General features: G+C 58.1%; 19 protein-coding genes. 6 read left to right on the forward strand and 13 right to left on the reverse strand.

The genetic code is table 11. The annotated features are described in order from the left end of the window. Both ACR0AZ_RS06510 and ACR0AZ_RS06515 read left to right on the forward strand, forming a co-directional pair. Positions 1-126, forward strand: coding sequence for a hypothetical protein (locus ACR0AZ_RS06510; protein ID WP_480667053.1), 126 nt, complete (start codon positions 1-3; stop codon positions 124-126). Further along, on the forward strand, positions 127-999 hold the full coding sequence (locus ACR0AZ_RS06515; protein WP_480667054.1) for a substrate-binding domain-containing protein: 873 nt from the start codon (positions 127-129) through the stop codon (positions 997-999). It begins immediately after the preceding gene. 38 nt (positions 1000-1037) lie between these two features. Here the strand turns inward: ACR0AZ_RS06515 and ACR0AZ_RS06520 are convergent, their stop codons facing one another. From ACR0AZ_RS06520 to ACR0AZ_RS06565, 10 genes are all read right to left on the reverse strand, one after another. Next, a complete protein-coding gene (locus ACR0AZ_RS06520) occupies positions 1038-1850 on the reverse strand; it encodes an ABC transporter substrate-binding protein (protein ID WP_480667055.1) in 813 nt (270 codons plus the stop codon). Between the two features lie 22 nt (positions 1851-1872). Then, positions 1873-2607 (reverse strand): ATP-binding cassette domain-containing protein, encoded by a 735-nt coding sequence (locus tag ACR0AZ_RS06525; RefSeq protein ID WP_480470075.1) that lies wholly within the window; start codon positions 2605-2607, stop codon positions 1873-1875. Next, the gene (locus tag ACR0AZ_RS06530; protein ID WP_480470076.1) at positions 2600-3313 is read right to left on the reverse strand and encodes an ABC transporter permease; all 714 of its coding nucleotides are present in this window, start codon (positions 3311-3313) and stop codon (positions 2600-2602) included. Before ACR0AZ_RS06530 ends, ACR0AZ_RS06525 begins: the two co-directional genes overlap by 8 nt. Positions 3314-3472: 159 nt before the next feature. Then, on the reverse strand, positions 3473-4462 hold the full coding sequence (locus ACR0AZ_RS06535) for an ABC transporter substrate-binding protein (protein ID WP_480657968.1): 990 nt from the start codon (positions 4460-4462) through the stop codon (positions 3473-3475). Positions 4463-4518: 56 nt separating this feature from the next. Next, positions 4519-5364 (reverse strand): ABC transporter permease, encoded by an 846-nt coding sequence (locus ACR0AZ_RS06540; RefSeq protein WP_480470078.1) that lies wholly within the window; start codon positions 5362-5364, stop codon positions 4519-4521. Continuing rightward, positions 5361-6278 (reverse strand): ABC transporter permease, encoded by a 918-nt coding sequence (locus ACR0AZ_RS06545; RefSeq protein WP_480667056.1) that lies wholly within the window; start codon positions 6276-6278, stop codon positions 5361-5363. The genes ACR0AZ_RS06540 and ACR0AZ_RS06545 overlap by 4 nt, the downstream gene beginning before the upstream one ends. Beyond that, the gene (locus ACR0AZ_RS06550) at positions 6275-6706 is read right to left on the reverse strand and encodes a GNAT family N-acetyltransferase (protein ID WP_480470080.1); all 432 of its coding nucleotides are present in this window, start codon (positions 6704-6706) and stop codon (positions 6275-6277) included. The genes ACR0AZ_RS06545 and ACR0AZ_RS06550 overlap by 4 nt, the downstream gene beginning before the upstream one ends. Next, positions 6706-7503, reverse strand: a complete 798-nt coding sequence (locus ACR0AZ_RS06555) for an ABC transporter ATP-binding protein (RefSeq protein WP_480657974.1) — start codon at positions 7501-7503, stop codon at positions 6706-6708. Before ACR0AZ_RS06555 ends, ACR0AZ_RS06550 begins: the two co-directional genes overlap by 1 nt. 54 nt (positions 7504-7557) lie before the next feature. Further along, positions 7558-9012 carry a dihydropyrimidinase gene (gene hydA / locus ACR0AZ_RS06560; protein ID WP_480667057.1) on the reverse strand — a complete coding sequence of 485 codons (1455 nt, stop codon included), beginning with the start codon at positions 9010-9012 and terminating at the stop codon, positions 7558-7560. A gap of 92 nt (positions 9013-9104) precedes the next feature. Next, the gene (locus ACR0AZ_RS06565) at positions 9105-10355 is read right to left on the reverse strand and encodes a Zn-dependent hydrolase (protein WP_480667143.1); all 1251 of its coding nucleotides are present in this window, start codon (positions 10353-10355) and stop codon (positions 9105-9107) included. Between the two features lie 171 nt (positions 10356-10526). Here ACR0AZ_RS06565 and ACR0AZ_RS06570 point away from each other — a divergent pair, with 171 nt between their 5' ends. Then, positions 10527-11135 carry a TetR family transcriptional regulator C-terminal domain-containing protein gene (locus tag ACR0AZ_RS06570; protein WP_480658573.1) on the forward strand — a complete coding sequence of 203 codons (609 nt, stop codon included), beginning with the start codon at positions 10527-10529 and terminating at the stop codon, positions 11133-11135. 311 nt (positions 11136-11446) lie between these two features. On the opposite strand, the gene preA is transcribed toward ACR0AZ_RS06570, so the two are convergent. The 3 genes from preA to ACR0AZ_RS06585 all read right to left on the reverse strand — a co-directional run bounded on the left by preA (position 11447) and on the right by ACR0AZ_RS06585 (position 14924). Then, a complete protein-coding gene (gene preA, locus ACR0AZ_RS06575; RefSeq protein ID WP_480470085.1) occupies positions 11447-12751 on the reverse strand; it encodes an NAD-dependent dihydropyrimidine dehydrogenase subunit PreA in 1305 nt (434 codons plus the stop codon). A 45-nt stretch (positions 12752-12796) separates the two neighbouring features. Then, the gene (locus tag ACR0AZ_RS06580) at positions 12797-14131 is read right to left on the reverse strand and encodes an NAD(P)-dependent oxidoreductase (protein ID WP_480470086.1); all 1335 of its coding nucleotides are present in this window, start codon (positions 14129-14131) and stop codon (positions 12797-12799) included. A 160-nt stretch (positions 14132-14291) separates the two neighbouring features. Continuing rightward, the gene (locus ACR0AZ_RS06585; protein WP_480470087.1) at positions 14292-14924 is read right to left on the reverse strand and encodes a cupin domain-containing protein; all 633 of its coding nucleotides are present in this window, start codon (positions 14922-14924) and stop codon (positions 14292-14294) included. A 150-nt stretch (positions 14925-15074) separates the two neighbouring features. On the opposite strand from ACR0AZ_RS06585, the gene ACR0AZ_RS06590 reads away from it, so the two are divergent. The 3 genes from ACR0AZ_RS06590 (at position 15075) to ACR0AZ_RS06600 (ending at position 18144) form a co-directional block, all read left to right on the forward strand. Further along, complete coding sequence (locus ACR0AZ_RS06590) at positions 15075-16070, forward strand: hypothetical protein (protein WP_480667058.1); 996 nt, start codon at positions 15075-15077, stop codon at positions 16068-16070. A 72-nt stretch (positions 16071-16142) separates the two neighbouring features. Next, positions 16143-17435 carry an O-acetylhomoserine aminocarboxypropyltransferase/cysteine synthase family protein gene (locus ACR0AZ_RS06595; RefSeq protein ID WP_480667059.1) on the forward strand — a complete coding sequence of 431 codons (1293 nt, stop codon included), beginning with the start codon at positions 16143-16145 and terminating at the stop codon, positions 17433-17435. A 4-nt stretch (positions 17436-17439) separates the two neighbouring features. After that, positions 17440-18144, forward strand: a complete 705-nt coding sequence (locus ACR0AZ_RS06600; protein ID WP_480667060.1) for a GNAT family N-acetyltransferase — start codon at positions 17440-17442, stop codon at positions 18142-18144. The last annotated feature ends 1 nt before the right edge of the window (position 18145 follow it).

Consider the following 18145-nt stretch of genomic DNA (forward strand, 5'->3'; position numbering starts at 1 on the left):
ATGAAAGCCTTTCTGACCGCCGTCGCCGCGATGGTCGTGATCACTGTCGCCGCTCCGTACACGCTGGATCAATTCGGTTTCAGCGCCGAGGAAAGAACGTCCGGCTCGGCAGTACGCCTCGACTGAATGTCACAATACCTGACCACCCGCGAACTGGCGGATCTGCTGCGCATTGGTGAGCGGAAGGCCTATGATCTGGCATCGTCGGGCGAAATCCCTTGCGTACGCGCCATGGGCAAGCTGCTGTTTCCCAAGGCCGAGATCATTGCCTGGCTCAACGCCTCACGCTCTGGCCCGCATGTGGCCGAACCGCCGCTGCCGCCAATCGTTGCGGGCAGTCACGATCCGCTTCTGGACTGGGCGTTGCGGGAAAGCGGATCAGGGCTTGCTACTTATTATGATGGGTCCTTTGACGGGCTCAACCGTCTTGCGGATCGCAGCGCCCAAGCTGCGGCCCTGCATATCCACGAGCCTGATGGTTTCAACACTCGGACCCTAAGCGACACAATGGGCGATGCCCCGATCATCCTGTACCAGATTGCCCACCGTCAACGTGGCCTGCTGCTGGCCCCCGGTACTTCCGGCATCTCGGGCTTTAAGGATCTGAAAGGTCGACGCATCATCCTGCGTCAGGACAGCGCCGCGAGCCAGCGGCTGTTTGATGCCGAGCTCAACGCACATGGACTAAGCCGCGATGATCTAAACACCCTGCCCGTCTACGCACGAACCGAGGAAGAGCTGGCCACCGCGCTGCGCGATGGCAAAGCCGAGGCCGGGTTCGGCCTTGGGGCACTCACGCGACCCTACACTCTAACCTTCGTGCCCACCCATTCCGAGCGTCTGGACCTCGCTATCTGGCGTCGTGCTTTCTTCGACCCGCCCATGCAGACGCTGACCCGGTTCCTTTGGTCCGAACGTTTCGCCGAACGGGCCACCGAACTGGGTGGATATGACCTAAGCAATCTTGGCCAGATCCACCACAACGGTGCCAGCGGTTAAACTTTCACCATTTCCCAAAGCGCTTGCTTAAGACGCAATTACTGCGCGTTGGGGAAGAACAGCTGCTCACCATCCAGCGTGTATGACGCTATTGCAGCCTGCCCATCGGGGCCGGTCAGCCAATCAATGAACCGTTGCCCGGCGGCTGCACGCACACCAGAATATTTCTCTGGATTCACAAGGATCACACCGTATTGATTGAAAAGACGCGGATCGCCCTCGACCAGAATCTGCAGGTTGCCCCGGTTGCCGAAAGACAGCCATGTCGCCCGGTCGGTCAGCACATAGGCGTCCATACCACTGGCCACGTTCAATGTGGCCCCCATGCCCGACCCGGTCTCACGATACCACTCGCCCGAGGCTGCGGTCGGGTCGACACCCGTCGCGTCCCAATGGCGCAGTTCGGCCTTGTGTGTGCCGCTATCATCGCCACGTGAGGCAAACGGGACCTCGGCCTCGGCCACCGCGGTCAGGGCGGCCACGATGTCGCCGCCGCCGGCAACCCCGGCAGGATCGGAATTTGGACCAACCAGCACAAAATCATTGTACATGACGTCCAACCGCTCGACGCCCCAGCCATCAGCCACGAACTGCTCTTCGGCAGGCTTGGAGTGCACCAGCAGCACATCGCCGTCACCGTTGACCGCGTTTCGGATCGCCTGTCCGGTGCCTACGGCGACGACACGCACATCGATACCGGTTTCAGCTTCGAAACCCGGCAAGATGTAATCCAACAGGCCCGAGTTCTGGGTTGAGGTGGTGGATTGCACCACGATGAACGGCGATTCCGCGGTTGCCGGGGCTGACAGCCCAAGTGCAACCGCCGACGCCAGAATAAATTTCCGGATCATTCCAAACTCCATCTTTCGTAAATCAGGTTACCAATCCGCCAGCCAGATAGCGGCGGGACTCGGCGCTGCGCGGTGCGTCCAACACCTGCTGTGCGGGTCCATGTTCGACCACGCGACCGGCCTGCATCATCACAATATCTGCGGCCAATCGGCGGGCTTGTCCGATGTCATGCGTCACCATCACGATGCGTACACCGCGCGCCGATGCGCGCAACACCATCTGTTCGATCGTCTGCGTGGCACTCGGGTCCAACGCGCTGGTAGGCTCGTCGAGAAACAGCGTCTCAGGCTCAAGCGCCAGGGCGCGCAAAATCGCCAGGCGCTGCGCCTCGCCCCCCGACAGCGAGCGTGCGGACTGACGTGCCTTACCTTCCAATCCGCCTTCCGCGAGCAGTTCAACGATACGCTGCTTGCGCAAGCTGCGCGGCATAGCCTGCCGCTTCAGCACAAATTCAAGATTGGCCGCAACCGATCGGCGCAGCAGGACCGGGTTTTGAAACACCATTGCCTGTCGCGCCTTATGTGCAGCGTTAAGCGAACGCCCATCCTGAGTGACACCCCCACGATCCGGAGCAATCAACCCATGCAAACACCGCAGCAGAAGGCTTTTTCCTGCCCCGTTCGGCCCAAGGATCAAGGTCGGCCCCGGCCCATCGAGACAGAGCTGCGACACGTCAAGAAGCACCTTGCCTTTGCGGCTGATATGCAGATCGCGCACTTCAATCACGCCGGGCATCGCGGTTACCACATCACGCATGGCGCAACCCCTCCTGCTCGGCCCTCAAAGTCAGGGCGCTGACCATCGCATTCACCGCAACAGCAATCCCGATCAGAATAGCCCCCAATGCCAGCGCAAGCGCCAGATTGCCTTTCGAGGTTTCAAGCGCAATCGTCGTCGTCATCACACGCGTCACATGGTTGATGTTGCCACCCACGATGATCACCGCCCCAACCTCGGCAATGGCGCGCCCAAACCCAGCTAACAGCGCCGTAACCAAGGCCAAACGCGCATCCCAGAGCAGCACCGGAACCGAAGCCAGCCGGGATACGCCCAAGGATCGAAGCTGTTCAGAATACTCCTCAGCCAACATCTCGATCACTTGTCGGGTCAGGGCTGCCACAATGGGCGTAACCAAAACCACCTGCGCGATAATCATGGCGGTCGGCGTGTAGAGCAGTTCCAAGACACCCAGAGGGCCGGAACGCGACAGCATCAGATAAACCAGCAAGCCCACGACGACCGGCGGAAATCCCATCAGTGCGTTCATCAGGATAATCAGAACCCGCCGCCCCGGAAATCGCGCAACGGCCAGGGCTGCGCCGATTGGCATGCCGATCGCGGCAGAAATCAGCACTGCAAAGACCGAAACCCGCAGTGAGAGCAGCACAATCGCCCAAAGCTCTGCATCCACTTTCAGGATCAGAGTGAATGCCTGATTGAATTCTGATGCAAAATTCTGCATTTTCTTCTATATTCAAGCTTTGCGTTCGTTAATTGCGTTATTTTACAAGTAAATTCTAAGGCATTCATCGCGCAAGTACAGACACAAATCCGACATCGCAAAGAAAAACGCGGCCCCAACAGGAGCCGCGTTCAAAGCATGGTCAAAGATCTTTGCGTCTTAGTTCAACGCCGCATCCGTGATCTGGTGAGTCCACGCACCCTCGGGCTGGGCGGTAATCACCGGGTCCGAGCCACCGGCCAGCAAAGTGGCCACCGTGCGCTCGAAATCGGCGGGGTCGAGCGCGCCGTTCGATCCGGCCGTCAGCTTGGCGATTTCACCCATCATGCGCTTTTGATGCTCTTCCGTCTGAGCGCCTGTCGCATCGTTTTCCAATACGATCTCAGCCGCTTCATCCGGGTTCTCTTCGGCGTATTTCCAACCCTTCATCGATGCGCGCACGAAACGCTCCATCTTATCGGTAAAGGCCGCGTCGCTCAGGTTCTCTTCCAGCACATACAGACCGTCTTCCAGCGTGGCGACGCCCTGATCTTCGTACTTAAAGGTCACCAGCTCTTCGGGCGTAACGCCAGCATCAATCACCTGCCAGTATTCGTTGTAGGTCATGGTGCTGATGCAATCGGCCTGACGCTGCAGAAGTGGATCAACATTAAAGCCCTGTTTCAACACCTCTACACCGCTTTCGCTTTTGCCATCGGTGCTGATACCCAGCTGGCTCATCCAGCTCATGAAGGGGAATTCGTTGCCGAAGAACCAAACGCCCAGCGTACGGTTTTTCAGATCGTCAGGTGACGAAATTCCGGCATCCTTCCAGCAGGTCAGCATCATGCCCGAGCTTTTGAAAGGTTGTGCGATATTGACCAGCGGCAGGCCCTTCTCGCGAGCGGCCAGTGCGGCGGGCATCCATTCGACGGTCACGTCCGCGCCGCCCCCGGCGATGACCTGAGTGGGTGCAATGTCAGGCCCACCGGGCAGGATGGTGACGTCCAGCCCTTCTTCATCGTAGAACCCTTTGTCCTTGGCCACGTAGTAGCCTGCAAACTGTGCCTGCGTGACCCACTTCAATTGCAATGTGACCTCATCCGCCGACCAAGCTGCAGTGGCAGCCAGGCTAAAGGCGGCAACCGCCCCGCTGAGTAGCTTCTTCATCTTCAAGTCTCCTAGTTGCTGTTATTGCCCCGTTTTCGGGGTCTGTTGAATTCCTCTTATCCTCGCTGCGACGGGTGCCAGAAGGTCACCGTTTTCTCGATCAGTGCGACCGCGCCGTAGAAAGCCGTTCCGGCAAGTGCAGCCACCACGATCTCGGCCCAGACCATATCAAGCGCAAGCTGCCCTACGCTGGTCGATATGCGAAAGCCCATGCCCAGCGTGGGCGAGCCAAAGAACTCGGCCACGATAGCGCCGATCAGCGCCAATGTGGTAGAAATCTTCAACCCGTTGAAAATAAACGGCATCGCAGCGGGTAAGCGCAGTTTCAGAAAGCTCTGCCAATAGGTCGCTGCATAGGTCTCCATCAGGTCGCGCTGCATGGCCGTTGCCTCGCGCAGTCCTGCTACGGTGTTCACCAGCATCGGGAAAAATACCATCACCACCACAACAGCGGCCTTGGAATGCCAGTCAAACCCGAACCACATGACCAGTATCGGAGCGGTTCCCACGATGGGCAAGGCGGCGACGAAATTGCCAACCGGCAACAACCCTAGGCGCAGAAAGTCCCAACGATCAACTGCGATCGCCATCAGGAAAGCGGCGGTGCAGCCGATGATATACCCACTCAGCGCACCTTTGATGATGGTTTGCCAGAAATCGGCCCACAGGATCGACAGACTGTCACCAAACCGTACAGCTATGACCGATGGCGCGGGCAGGATAACCAAGGGCACCTCGAGCCCGTGCACCAGCAATTCCCAAACGCCGATAACCGTCAGACCGAAGATCAACGGGGCCAGGAACCGGACCAGAGGCGTATCCGCCATGGGCCCACTGGCCAACCGGCTGTTGAGCCACCACCCCGCAAGCCACAGAAGAAGGGCCAAGAAAATCATGATCATTGCGCCATCCCCAACCGTCTAAGGACCGTACGCTCAATCAAACCCAGCAAGCCCACGAGGCATCCCGCAAGAATGGCCGCTGCAAACAGGGCCGACCAGATCTGCACCGTCTGGCCATAGTAGCTGCCTGCAAGCAAACGTGCGCCCAGACCTGCAACTGCTCCGGTAGGCAATTCGCCTACGATGGCGCCGACCAGTGACGCTGCGATCCCAATCTTCAGCGAGGCAAACAGATAGGGCATGGACGCAGGCAACCGCAGCTTCCAAAACCCTTGCGATTGACTGGCATTATAGGTGCGCAGCAAATCCAACTGCATCGCGTCCGGACTGCGCAGCCCTTTCACCATTCCGACGACAACCGGGAAGAAACTCAGATAGGCCGAGATAATGGCCTTGGGGATGATCCCCTGAACACCGACCGAATACAGGACAACAATGATCATAGGCGCAAGCGCGATGATCGGGATGGTCTGGCTGACAATCGCCCAAGGCATCACCGACAGGTCCATGACTTTGCTGTGCACGATCCCGACCGCCAACAATATGCCCAGACCCGTGCCAATCGCAAAACCCAGCATTGTAGCGCTCAGCGTGACCCAACCATGATAGATCAATGAGCGCTTGGAGGTGATCTTTTTGTTGATCGTCGTGTCCCACAACTCCAGCACCACGTCATGGGGTGTCGGCAGCCGAGGGCGATCCTGTTCCCATGTCTCGGGGATGGCAAAGCTGTTGTCCCAGACCAGAATGATATCATACTCCAGCAACCGCTCCTTCGCGGTTGGAGGATCGACCTCCTCACCTGCGCGTTCAGCAGCGTTCAGTGCACTGTCGATGTTCATAGGTATGCAGGCGATGTACCAGATGGCGACAATCGCGGCGATCACCCACATGACGGCTGTAATCTGTTTCATGCCCGCCACTCCATCCGGATGACCGGCACTGTTTCTGGAGGTGTTGGAGGCTCAGTACCGATTTCAGTGAAGCCTTCGCGTCGATAAAATCGTTGCGCATCCCTATTGGGCACATGCGTGGTCAGCCACAGAAAATCTCGGTTTTCCTTGGCCTTATCCAGCAATCTTTTACCGATACCTTCACCGGTCCTCAGACAATAAAGCGCGCCAACTTTACTCTCGACAGGATCAAGCGACATGTAACAATCAGCCGGGTCGCCTGAGACCCAGATATCGCGATGCGGAAACGCCTCGCGGATCAGCTCTTCGAGTTTCTCTTGAGGCAGATCGTCGGGCATCCAGTCGGTTTCGTCGATCCATGTCCAGATCACTTGCGCACAAGCCGCCACGTCATCGGGTTTCGCCCTTCTGATGTCGATCTCGTGCATCAGACTTCGTCTCCATGCCCTGCTCGCAAACCTTCGCGCACACGATGGGCAACTTCGATGAACTCCGGCGTGTCCCGAATGTCCAGAGGCCGCTCTTTCGGCAGAGGGCTGTCGATCACATCCGTAATCCGCCCAGGTCGAGGGCTCATCACCACGATCTTGGTGCTCAGATATACTGCCTCGGGGATCGAGTGCGTGACGAACCCGATGGTCTTCTCCGTCCTTGCCCAAAGATCCAGAAGCTGTTCGTTCAGATGATCGCGCACGATCTCATCCAAAGCCCCAAACGGCTCATCCATCAGAAGGATGTCCGCATCAAAGGCCAACGCCCGAGCGATGCTGGCCCGCTGCTGCATTCCACCTGATAGCTGCCAGGGAAACTTGCCACCAAACCCTTCAAGATCAACCAGTTCCAGAACTTTGCTAACACGCTCCTCCTGCTCGGCTGCGGAATAGCCCATAATCTCAAGCGGTAGTTTGATATTCTTGGCTATCGTGCGCCAAGGATAGAGACCCGCGGCCTGAAACACATAGCCATAGGCCCGCTTACGCCGTGCTTCATCCGGTGTCATCCCATTCACGGTTAGTGACCCGCCCGTCGGCGTTTCCAATGCCGCGATACAGCGCAGGAACGTGGTCTTGCCACAGCCCGAAGGCCCGATGAAGCTGACGAACTCGCCTTTGCCAATCGACAAGTTCACATCTTTCAATGCATGGACAGGCCCGTCATTCGTCTGAAAAGTCAGGTCCAGCTGCCTTGCCTCAATAACAGGCTGAGTCGTGTTTTCTGTATTCATTCCATTGCCTTGAAGAAGCCTGAAACCGGGCCACCAACAGGCGGCCCAAAAACCTTACACACCAGATGCCGGTATTCCCGTCCGTTCAACCGGTCGCGGAGCAGTCAGCTCTTTCCAGGTGCTCAGGGCTTTGTTCACGTGGGTATTGGCTTCGCGCGCCACAAATTTCCCATGTCCCTCCTGGGTCTGGATTTCACCATCATGCACAGCCACCACGCCACGGGTCAGCGTAAAGCGTGGCAATCCGCGCACCTCTTTGCCCTCAAAGACGTTGTAGTCGATAGACGATTGCTGCGTCGCGGCCGAGATCACCTTGGCCTTATCCGGATCCCAGACCACAAGATCCGCATCCGCACCCACCAGAACCGCACCTTTTTTAGGATAACAATTCAGTATCTTGGCGATATTAGTTGAAGTCACAGCTACGAATTCGTTTGGCGTCAATCGCCCGGTGTTCACACCATGTGTCCAAAGCATCGGCATCCGATCTTCCAACCCTCCGGTCCCGTTCGGGATCTTGGTGAAATCGCCCACACCATAACGTTTCTGCTCGGTCGTAAAGGCGCAGTGATCCGTGGCAACAACGCTCAGCGTTCCGGACTGCAGGCCATTCCACAGACTGTCCTGATGTTGCTTATTCCGGAACGGCGGGCTCATGACCCGCCGGGCAGCATGCTCCCAATCGTGGTGGAAATATTCGCTCTCATCCAAGGTCAGGTGCTGGATCAGAGGTTCCCCCCACACCCGCTTACCCTGCATCTTGGCACGCCGGATCGCCTCGTGCGCCTCTTCGCAGGACGTATGCACCACGTACAGCGGCACACCGGCCATATCGGCAATCATGATCGCCCGGTTGGTCGCTTCACCCTCCACCTGCGGTGGTCGCGAATAGGCATGCGCCTCTGGCCCCGTGTTGCCTTCAGCCAATAACTTGGCACTCAGCTCAGCCACCACGTCGCCATTCTCGGCATGCACCATCGCGGTGCCGCCCAACTCGGCCAGACGCTTGAACGAGGCAAACAGCTCGTCATCGTTCACCATCAGCGCGCCTTTGTAGGCCATGAAATGCTTGAACGTGTTGATCCCGCGCGTCTCGATGACGGTCTTGATGTCATCAAACACCTGTTCACCCCACCAGGTCACCGCCATGTGGAACGAATAATCACAATTCGCACGCGTCGACTTATTGTCCCAGCGCTTCAACGCATCCAGCAGGCTCTCGCCCGGATTGGGCAGCGCAAAATCGACAACCATGGTGGTTCCACCCGCCAACGCCGCCCGCGTCCCGCTTTCGAAATCATCGCTGGAATAGGTCCCCATAAACGGCATCTCCAGATGCGTATGCGGATCAATCCCCCCCGGCATAACGTAACAGCCCGTTGCGTCCAGTTCTTTATCGCCGCGCAGGTCCGGGCCGATCTCGGTAATCACTCCGCCTTCAACCTTCACATCCGCCTTATAGGTCAGATCAGCGGTCACAACGGTTCCGTTCTTGATCACAGTGCTCATCTTAAACTCCCTGATGCGGTCTGCGCCGCTTGCTTCATCTGGCTAAAAATATCCCGGGGGAGTCGCCCATCGGGCGACGGGGGCAGAGCCCCCTATTCCACGATCCCCGCCGTCTCAACGACCGCATGAAACAGAACATCCGCCCCAGCTGCAGCCCAATCTTTGCTGATCTCTTCGGCCTCATTGTGACTCAACCCATCTACGCAAGGGCACATCACCATTGCAGTCGGAGCCACCCGGTTGATCCAACAGGCATCATGCCCGGCACCCGAGATGATATCCATATGCGAATAACCCAACCGCTCCGCCGCATCGCGCACGGCGGCCACGCAGCCATCATCGAATTTCACCGGATCAAAGCCCCCAACCTTCTCGAATTCGATCTGCAGCCCCATCTTGTCGACAATTTTCTCTGCAGCAACTCGCAGACGGTTCTCCATATCGGTGATCACATCCAACTCGGGTGAGCGGAAATCGACCGTGAACACAGCCTTACCCGGGATCACATTGCGCGAATTCGGATAGACATCGATATGCCCAGCGGCACCGACGGCGTGCGGCGCATGCGACCAGGCGATCTCATCCACTTTTTCAAGAATACGCGCCATCGCCAGCCCGGCATTCTTGCGCATCGGCATCGGGGTAGACCCGGTATGCGCATCCTTGCCGGTCACTGTGATCTGGGTCCAGCTCAGCCCCTGACCATGGGTGACGACGCCAATATCCTTGCCTTCAGCTTCCAGAATGGGGCCCTGTTCGATGTGCAGTTCAAAGAACGCGTGCATCTTTCGCGCACCCACTTCTTCGTCGCCGCGCCAGCCGATACGGTTCAGTTCATCCCCAAACTTCTTACCTTCGGCATCCTCGCGATCATACGCCCAATCCTGAGTGTGCATTCCTGCGAACACGCCCGATGACAGCATTGCGGGCGCATATCGCGTCCCCTCTTCATTGGTCCAGTTGGTCGCCACGATTGGATGCTTGGTCTTGATGCCAAGATCGTTCAGCGTGCGAATAATCTCCAACCCGCCGAGCACGCCCAAAACACCATCATATTTGCCGCCTGTGGGCTGTGTATCCAGATGCGAACCCACGTAGACCGGCAGAGCGTCCGGGTCCGTTCCCTCGCGATGGGCAAACATGTTGCCCATTTGATCCAACCCCATGGTGCAGCCCGCGTCCTCGCACCATTTCTGGAACAATGCACGCCCTTCGGCGTCCTCGTCAGTCAACGTCTGGCGATTGTTTCCGCCCGCAACACCGGGGCCTATCTTGGCCATCTCCATCAAGCTGTCCCACAACCTGTCGCCATTGATCCTGAGGTTCTGCGCCGGAGCTGCCATCATGTTCTTCCCTGTTGCTAGCGATTTGGCTCGCTTTTGGTGTCTTGATTTGACCATCTGGTCAAACTCACGCTATCACGGGTTCGACATCAGTCAAGAAATTGCAGTGACCTGCCGGAATTTTCGACATATTCGACACCCAACTGGCCGAAAAAGAGACATCAGGTGAACATGCCCAAAGACCGCGCCCCGACACGGATTCAGCAAAAGAACCGCGCAGCGATTCTCGAGGCAGCTCTGAATGTATTCTCAGCGCATGGGTTTCGTGGAGCAACTGTCGACCAAATCGCGGCTGAGGCAGGGCTGAGCAAACCCAACCTGCTCTATTACTTCCCGTCCAAAGAAGCGATCCACACCGCCCTTTTGTCAGGCCTGCTTGAGGTCTGGCTGGCACCGCTGCATACCCTGGACGAAGACGGCGACCCGCTCGAAGAGATACTGTCCTACATTCATCGCAAGCTCGAGATGAGCCGCGATCTTCCCCGCGAAAGCCGTCTGTTCGCCAACGAACTGGTTCAAGGAGCGCCACGCATTCATGATGCGCTGTCCACAGATCTGAAAAAGCTGGTCGACGAGAAAGTCGAAATCCTGAACCTATGGATGGATCAGGGCAAGATTGCACGCGTGCATCCCTACCATCTGATTTTCTCAATCTGGGCACTGACCCAGCACTATGCGGATTTCGATGTGCAGGTCCGCGCGATCCTCGGCGAAGAAGACCCTTTTGAAGGCGCAACGCCCTTCGTCGAAACGCTTTATCGAAAACTGCTGGCGCCTTAACAAAAGCTTTACCCTATTGGGAAATAGCTCGCGCCATGTTGACACGCTGAGACAACCCCGATCCCTGGATCGCCCAGCTTTTCTCGTCCCGCTCCGCACGAAGCGGCGCGGTAGTCCGCCGCTCGGTTGCCTGGGTTGAGCGCGAAGTCGGTCACTCCGCTTTTCAGAGTGAAGTTAAGCGGCGCGGATATCACCTGATCCGCACCGCAAACCAATACATCGTCATCTGCCATAACGGCCCGATCGACATCCTGTTCTGAGAAAATTCTGCGAATTTTCTCGCCTAAGATTTTTCGACGAAAAATCTCGGCCTATTCAGCGGCCTTCGCCATCGGATTGTTGGGGTGAGTCGTCCAGTTGGCATATTCCGGATCAACGACCTTGCCCGTACGCGGATCAACTTCTCCGGCGGCCATCGGCACCATGGAAATACAGCCCTCAACCGGACAGACATCCACGCAGAGGTTACAGGCCACGCACTCGTCGTCGATGACATCGAATACCCGATCTGCCGACATTGAAATCGCCTGATGGCTGGTGTCTTCGCAGGCGGCATAGCAGCGCCCACATTTGATGCACTGATCCTGATCGATCTTGGCTTTGGCGATGTAGTTGAGGTTCAGATATTGCCAGTCCGTCACGTTGAGTACGGCGCGCCCGATCACTTCGTCGATATTGGTATAGCCTTTTTCGTCCATCCATTCCGACAAGCCAGCGGTCAGTTCGTCAATGATCTTGAACCCGTATGTCATCGCGGCAGTGCAGACCTGAACATTACCGCAACCCAGCGAGATGAACTCAGCCGCATCACGCCAAGTGGTCACGCCACCGATACCTGAGATCGGTAGCCCACGAGTGGCCTCAGCCCGAGCAATCTCTGACACCATGGACAGGGCAATCGGCTTCACTGCTGGCCCGCAATAGCCGCCATGGCTGCCTTTGCCATCAATCGAAGGCTCAGGGCTGAATGTATCTAGATTGACACTGGTGATCGAATTGATGGTGTTGATCAACGATACCGCATCCGCGCCGCCGTTCTTGGCCGCCGCCGCCGGTTTACGAATATCGGTGATGTTCGGGGTCAGTTTCACAATAACCGGGCGGTCATAATACTGCTTGCACCACCGGGTCACCATTTCGATGTATTCCGGCACCTGCCCAACGGCTGACCCCATGCCGCGCTCGCTCATCCCATGCGGGCAACCAAAATTCAGCTCGATCCCGTCTGCACCAGTTTCGGCCACGCGCGGCAGAATGGCTTTCCAAGCGGCCTCTTCACAGGGCACCATGATCGAGGCGATCAGTGCACGATCCGGATAATCCGCCTTTACGCGGGCCATTTCCTCAAGGTTCACCTCAAGCGGCCGGTCGGTGATCAGTTCGATGTTGTTGAGCCCCAACAACCGGCGGTCTGCGCCGTAGATCGCGCCATAGCGTGGGCCGTTCACATTCACGACCGGAGGCCCCTCGGCCCCCAAGGTCTTCCACACTACGCCACCCCAACCGGCCTCGAAGGCGCGGCGGACGTTATATTCCTTATCCGTCGGCGGTGCCGAAGCCAGCCAGTATGGGTTTGGACTTGAAATTCCCAAGAAATTTGATGTTAAATCAGCCATTTATCCGGCCTCCCTGATGCAGATTTGCATCTTTAACTTTGAGTTTCACACGCTTAGACTTGCGTGGATATCCATCGCGGCATCGCGGCCCTCGGCCACAGCGGTCACAGTCAGATCCTCGCCACCTGCCGCGCAATCACCGCCAGCCCATACACCGGTCATCGACGTGCGCCCGGCCCCGGTCACAGTGATCTTGTTACCGTCCAGCGTCAGCCCTTCCGGCGCGCCATCCAGAGTCTGGCCGATGGCCTTGAGAACCTGATCGGCGGGGACACGGACGGTTTCTCCCGTTCCGGTCAAACGACCATCATTGCTGGCAGTATACTCCAATTCGATCTCTGCTGCGGCACCATTTCCGTGAATGGCCAATGGCTGGACATTGCACAAAATCCGAACGCCGTGCGAGGCTGCCAAGTCCTGCTCGTAGCGGCTGGCCCCCATCGCGGCGCGCCCCCTGCGGTAGGCGATGGTCACATGCTCGGCCCCCAGCAATTTAGACTTCACTGCCGCGTCCACCGCAGTCATCCCCCCACCTATCACAACGACATTCCGCCCTACCGGAAGATCTGCCAGATCGCTGGCCTGCCGCACATCGGAGATGAAATCGACCGCCGGACGCACCCCGTCTTTATCGACCCCGTCAGCACGCAGCGCGTTCACCCCTGCCAGACCGATCGACAGAAAAACAGCATCATAGTTTTCCTTCAGGCCATCCAGCGAAATAGTCTCACCCAGAACAGATCCGGTTTCGATAGCGATTCCACCGATTTTCAGCAGCCAATCGACCTCGGCCTGCGCAAAATCGTTGGTCGATTTATAAGCCGCAATGCCATATTCGTTCAAACCGCCCGGTTTGGGCTTGCCTTCGTGGATCACCACATCATGTCCCAGCATCGCCAGACGATGCGCACAGGCCAGACCGGCGGGCCCTGCTCCGACCACGGCAATTGTCTTGCCGGTTGATGCGGCGCGCTCGAAGGGATGCGCGCCCGATGCCATCACGTCATCGGTTGCATAACGCTGTAGGCGCCCAATCTCGACCGGTTTGCCTTCGGCCGTTTCACGTACGCAGGCCTCTTCACACAAGGTTTCGGTCGGACAAACCCGGGCACACATACCGCCCAGAATGTTCTGCTCCAGAATAGTCTGACCTGCCGCCTGCGGTTGCCCGGCCTGAATCTGGCGAATGAACAACGGAATATCGATATCCGTCGGACAGGCCGTCACACATGGCGCGTCATAGCAGAAATAGCAGCGATCCGCGGCCACGGCGGCCTCGTGCGGGGCCAGTGGCGGATGCAGATCGGTGAAATTCGAGGTCAGCTCATCGCTGGAAAGCCGCCCGGAGACGATCCCGGGTGCCATCTGGCCCTGTGCCATCACTCTACTCCCTGTAGATATGTTTGTTATGAGGTACAGCTTGCCACAAACAAATTTTTTATCAATTGGTAAAATTTGCCAAATGGTCAAAAAAAGAAAAATCCGGGCGGAATGGCCCGGATTTCAAAGAAATCTGCGTAATTTCGCAGCAGATGCTGCGTCAGACCATCCCGTCGAGATGTCCGGATTTGATCCAGACGCGCGCTCCGACCTCGCCAGCGACGGCAACCGAGCCCGATCCGGGCGGCAGGCGCAGCCAGTCCCAGGTGCCGAACTCTTCGCCCGCCTCAGCAAAGCTGCCCTCAATGACGAAGACCTCAAGCCCCTTGCTGGCATCCAGTTCAATACGCGCGCCAGCGGTCCAGCTTTGAACACGGACATCCTCATGCGCATCTTTGAACAGATCAACATCCCTGCCCCCGTTGATCGAGCGACGCACCTCGGTGCGATCATCCGGATCAAACTGATGCAATTTGACCAGAATGGTCGCGCCTTCGCTGGCCGAGGGCGTATGAGATGACGTCGGAGGATTGCGTACATAGCTGCCAACCGGGAAATCTCCGGTCTCGTCCTGGAACACACCATCCAGCACCAGATATTCCTCACCCCCATCATGGGTATGCGCGGAAAACGCACTGCCAGGGGCAAAGCGCACAATGGTCGTCGCCCGGGCGACTTCCTCACCGATGCGGTCCAGCATCTTGCGTTCGACGCCGGCGGCCGGGGAGGCGACCCATTCTGTCTGATCAAAGTGAACGGCGACCCGCCGCGTGAAATCCGCATTGACCCGCATCTGCAATCCTCCTGCGTTGCTGCCCCATAAGATGGCATCCGGAACCGGAATTTCAAACCGGATCCGTTTGGGGTTTTGACGCCCCTCACGGCTTGTTGTACTCCCGGTTGAGGCAGATGCCGAATTCCGGCCCGATCAGAGAGCGACAAGATGCAGGCAAGCCCGGCGACATTCAACATCCTCATCATCGGGCAAAACAACCGGCTGCAATATGAGGCGTTGCTGTTTGCCGCATCATTGCGCCACAGTTCCCCAGGCTTCAAGGGTCGGTTGTTTGTGGGCGTACCACAGCCCGGCCCGCGCTGGCCCCAGAACCCGAGCATACAGGACATCGAGGTGCTGGAAGCGCTGCAGCATCTGGGTACTGAGATCCTGCCCTTCGATTCCCATACTTTCGGCGCAAGCTATCCCCACGGCAACAAGATCGAAGCCCTGCTGGCAATGCCCGAGGGCGAGCCATTCGTCTTCTTTGACAGCGACACGCTGATCACCGGCGAGCTTGCCGATGTTCCATTTGATTTCGACCGCCCCGGTGCCTCGCTTCGGGTCGAAGGTTCGTGGCCCAAACCAACGCTCTATGGTCCCGGCTATGACGGTATCTGGCGAGCGTTATATGACCGGTTCGGGCTGGATTTCGAAAGCTCTCTCAATCCCAGCCAACCGTCGGGATACTGGCGGCACTATCTGTATTTCAACGCCGGATACTTCTTTTACAAATGCCCCCGCCTGTTTGGTGAGCGCTTTCTCGACTACGCCCGCACCATCCGGGATGAGGAAATCCCTGAGTTGACAGGACAGGTTCTGGATCCTTGGCTTGATCAAGTTGCTTTGCCGCTGGTCATCCACTCGTTCGACGGTGGTCGGGATGCATTGCCCGAAGGTCTGTTGGACGGATCGGTCAGTTGTCATTATCGCCTGTTTCCGATGCTCTACGCCCGCGAAAGCGATCATGTGATCGAGGTGTTGGAAACCGTTGTGGCCCCGAACAAGATCAAGAAGGTGCTCAAAGGATATGACCCGCTGAAGAAGCTGGTGATCCAGCGCAAGGGTACGAAGATCCGGGCCTTGTTCGACCAGGACAACCTGCCAGCGCGCGAACAGGTCATACGCAAAACAATCAAGTCCAAGGGGCTTTGGCTGCGGTGACGCAAGCGTTGTGCGTGACGGGTCAATGTCTTAGAGATTCATCAACAAACATTCCAACAGGAGATTTCTTCGATGTCCGACGGCCCGACCTACGGTTTTGACACGCTGCAAATTCACGCCGGGGCCCGCCCCGACCCCGCCACGGGCGCGCGTCAGACGCCGATCTATCAGACTACGGCTTATGTGTTCCGCGACGCCGAGCACGCCGCCGCGCTGTTCAACCTGCAGGAAGTGGGCTTTATTTATTCCCGTTTGACCAACCCGACCGTCGCAGTACTGCAGGAACGTGTCGCGACCCTTGAAGGTGGCGTCGGCGCGGTTTGTTGCTCGTCAGGCCACGCGGCGCAAATCATGGCGCTGTTCCCGCTGATGGGGCCCGGCTGCAATGTGGTGGCCTCGACGCGCCTTTATGGTGGCACGGTCACGCAGTTCAGCCAGACGATCAAGCGCTTTGGCTGGTCGGCCAAGTTTGTCGACACCGATGATCTGGACGCCGTGAAAGACGCCATCGATGAAAACACCCGCGCGGTGTTCTGCGAGTCTGTTGCCAACCCCGGCGGTTATGTCACCGATATCCGCGCGCTGGCGGATGTGGCGGATGCTGCGGGCATTCCCCTGATCGTCGACAACACCTCGGCCACGCCGTACCTGTGCCGCCCGATTGAACAGGGCGCGACGCTGGTGGTGCATTCGACCACCAAGTACCTGACCGGCAACGGCACCGTCACCGGCGGCTGTATCGTGGATTCAGGCAAATTCGACTGGTCGGCGAATGACAAATTCCCCTCGCTCAGCGAGCCCGAGCCTGCCTATCACGGGCTGAAATTCCACGAGACATTCGGCCCGCTGGCCTTCACTTTCCACGGCATTGCCATCGGCCTGCGCGATCTGGGCATGACGATGAACCCGCAGGCGGCGCATTACACGCTGATGGGGATCGAGACCTTGTCCCTGCGGATGGAACGCCATGTCGAGAACGCCCAGAAGATCGCAGCATGGCTGGAGGCTGACGACCGCGTGGACTACGTAACCTATGCTGGCCTGCCCTCGTCGCCCTATCATGATCGGGTCAAGGCGCATTACCCGCGCGGCGCGGGTGCTTTGTTCACTTTCGCGGTCAAAGGCGGCTATGACGCCTGCGTCAAACTGGTCAACGCGCTTGAGATCTTCAGCCATGTGGCCAACCTGGGTGACGCGCGGTCGTTGATCATCCACTCGGCCTCGACCACGCACCGCCAACTGACGCCCGAGCAGCAAGAGGCCGCGGGCGCCGGACCGGGCGTTGTACGTGTCTCGATCGGGATCGAGGATGCGGACGACCTGATCGCCGATCTCGACCAAGCCCTCGCCAAAGCGAGCGCCTGATCCGATGGCTGGGCACGACACCAACGATCTGGGCCAACCCATCGGTTTGCCGGTAGAGGGCGAATACCCGCGCCCCACCCCGCCTTATACGCCGATGGTTGGCCGGTTCTGCTCGGTCGTGCCGTTGGATGTAAACAGACACGCGCCCGGGCTTTACCGGGCGTTTGCCAATGATGCGGATGGCCGTAACTGGACCTATCTGCCCTACGGTCCATTTAGCGCCGAGGCGGAGTTCATCGACTGGGCGCATTTCAACTGCATGGATGCCGATCCGATGTTCCATACGGTGTTGGATGTAGACGAAACACCTGTTGGGATGGCGTCATATCTACGCGTCGAACCCGCGGCCGGTGCAATTGAAGTCGGTCACATCCACTTCTCACCACTGTTGCAGCGCAAACCGCAATCGACTGAAGTCATGTTCCTGATGATGCAGCGCGTTTTCGATGAATTGGGCTATCGCCGCTATGAATGGAAATGCGACGCTTTGAACGCGCCGTCACGTCAGGCTGCCGAGCGGTTGGGCTTTACCTTCGAGGGCATCTTCCGGCAGGCAACCCATTACAAGGGCCGCAACCGTGACACCGCCTGGTACTCGATCATCGACAGCGAGTGGCCCCGCATCAAGCAGGCCTTTCAGACTTGGCTATCACCTGAAAATTTCGATGAGGTGGGCCAGCAACGCCAACCGCTGCAAGCCCGCGCCTGAG

The organism is Ruegeria sp. BE3, from assembly GCF_056538865.1.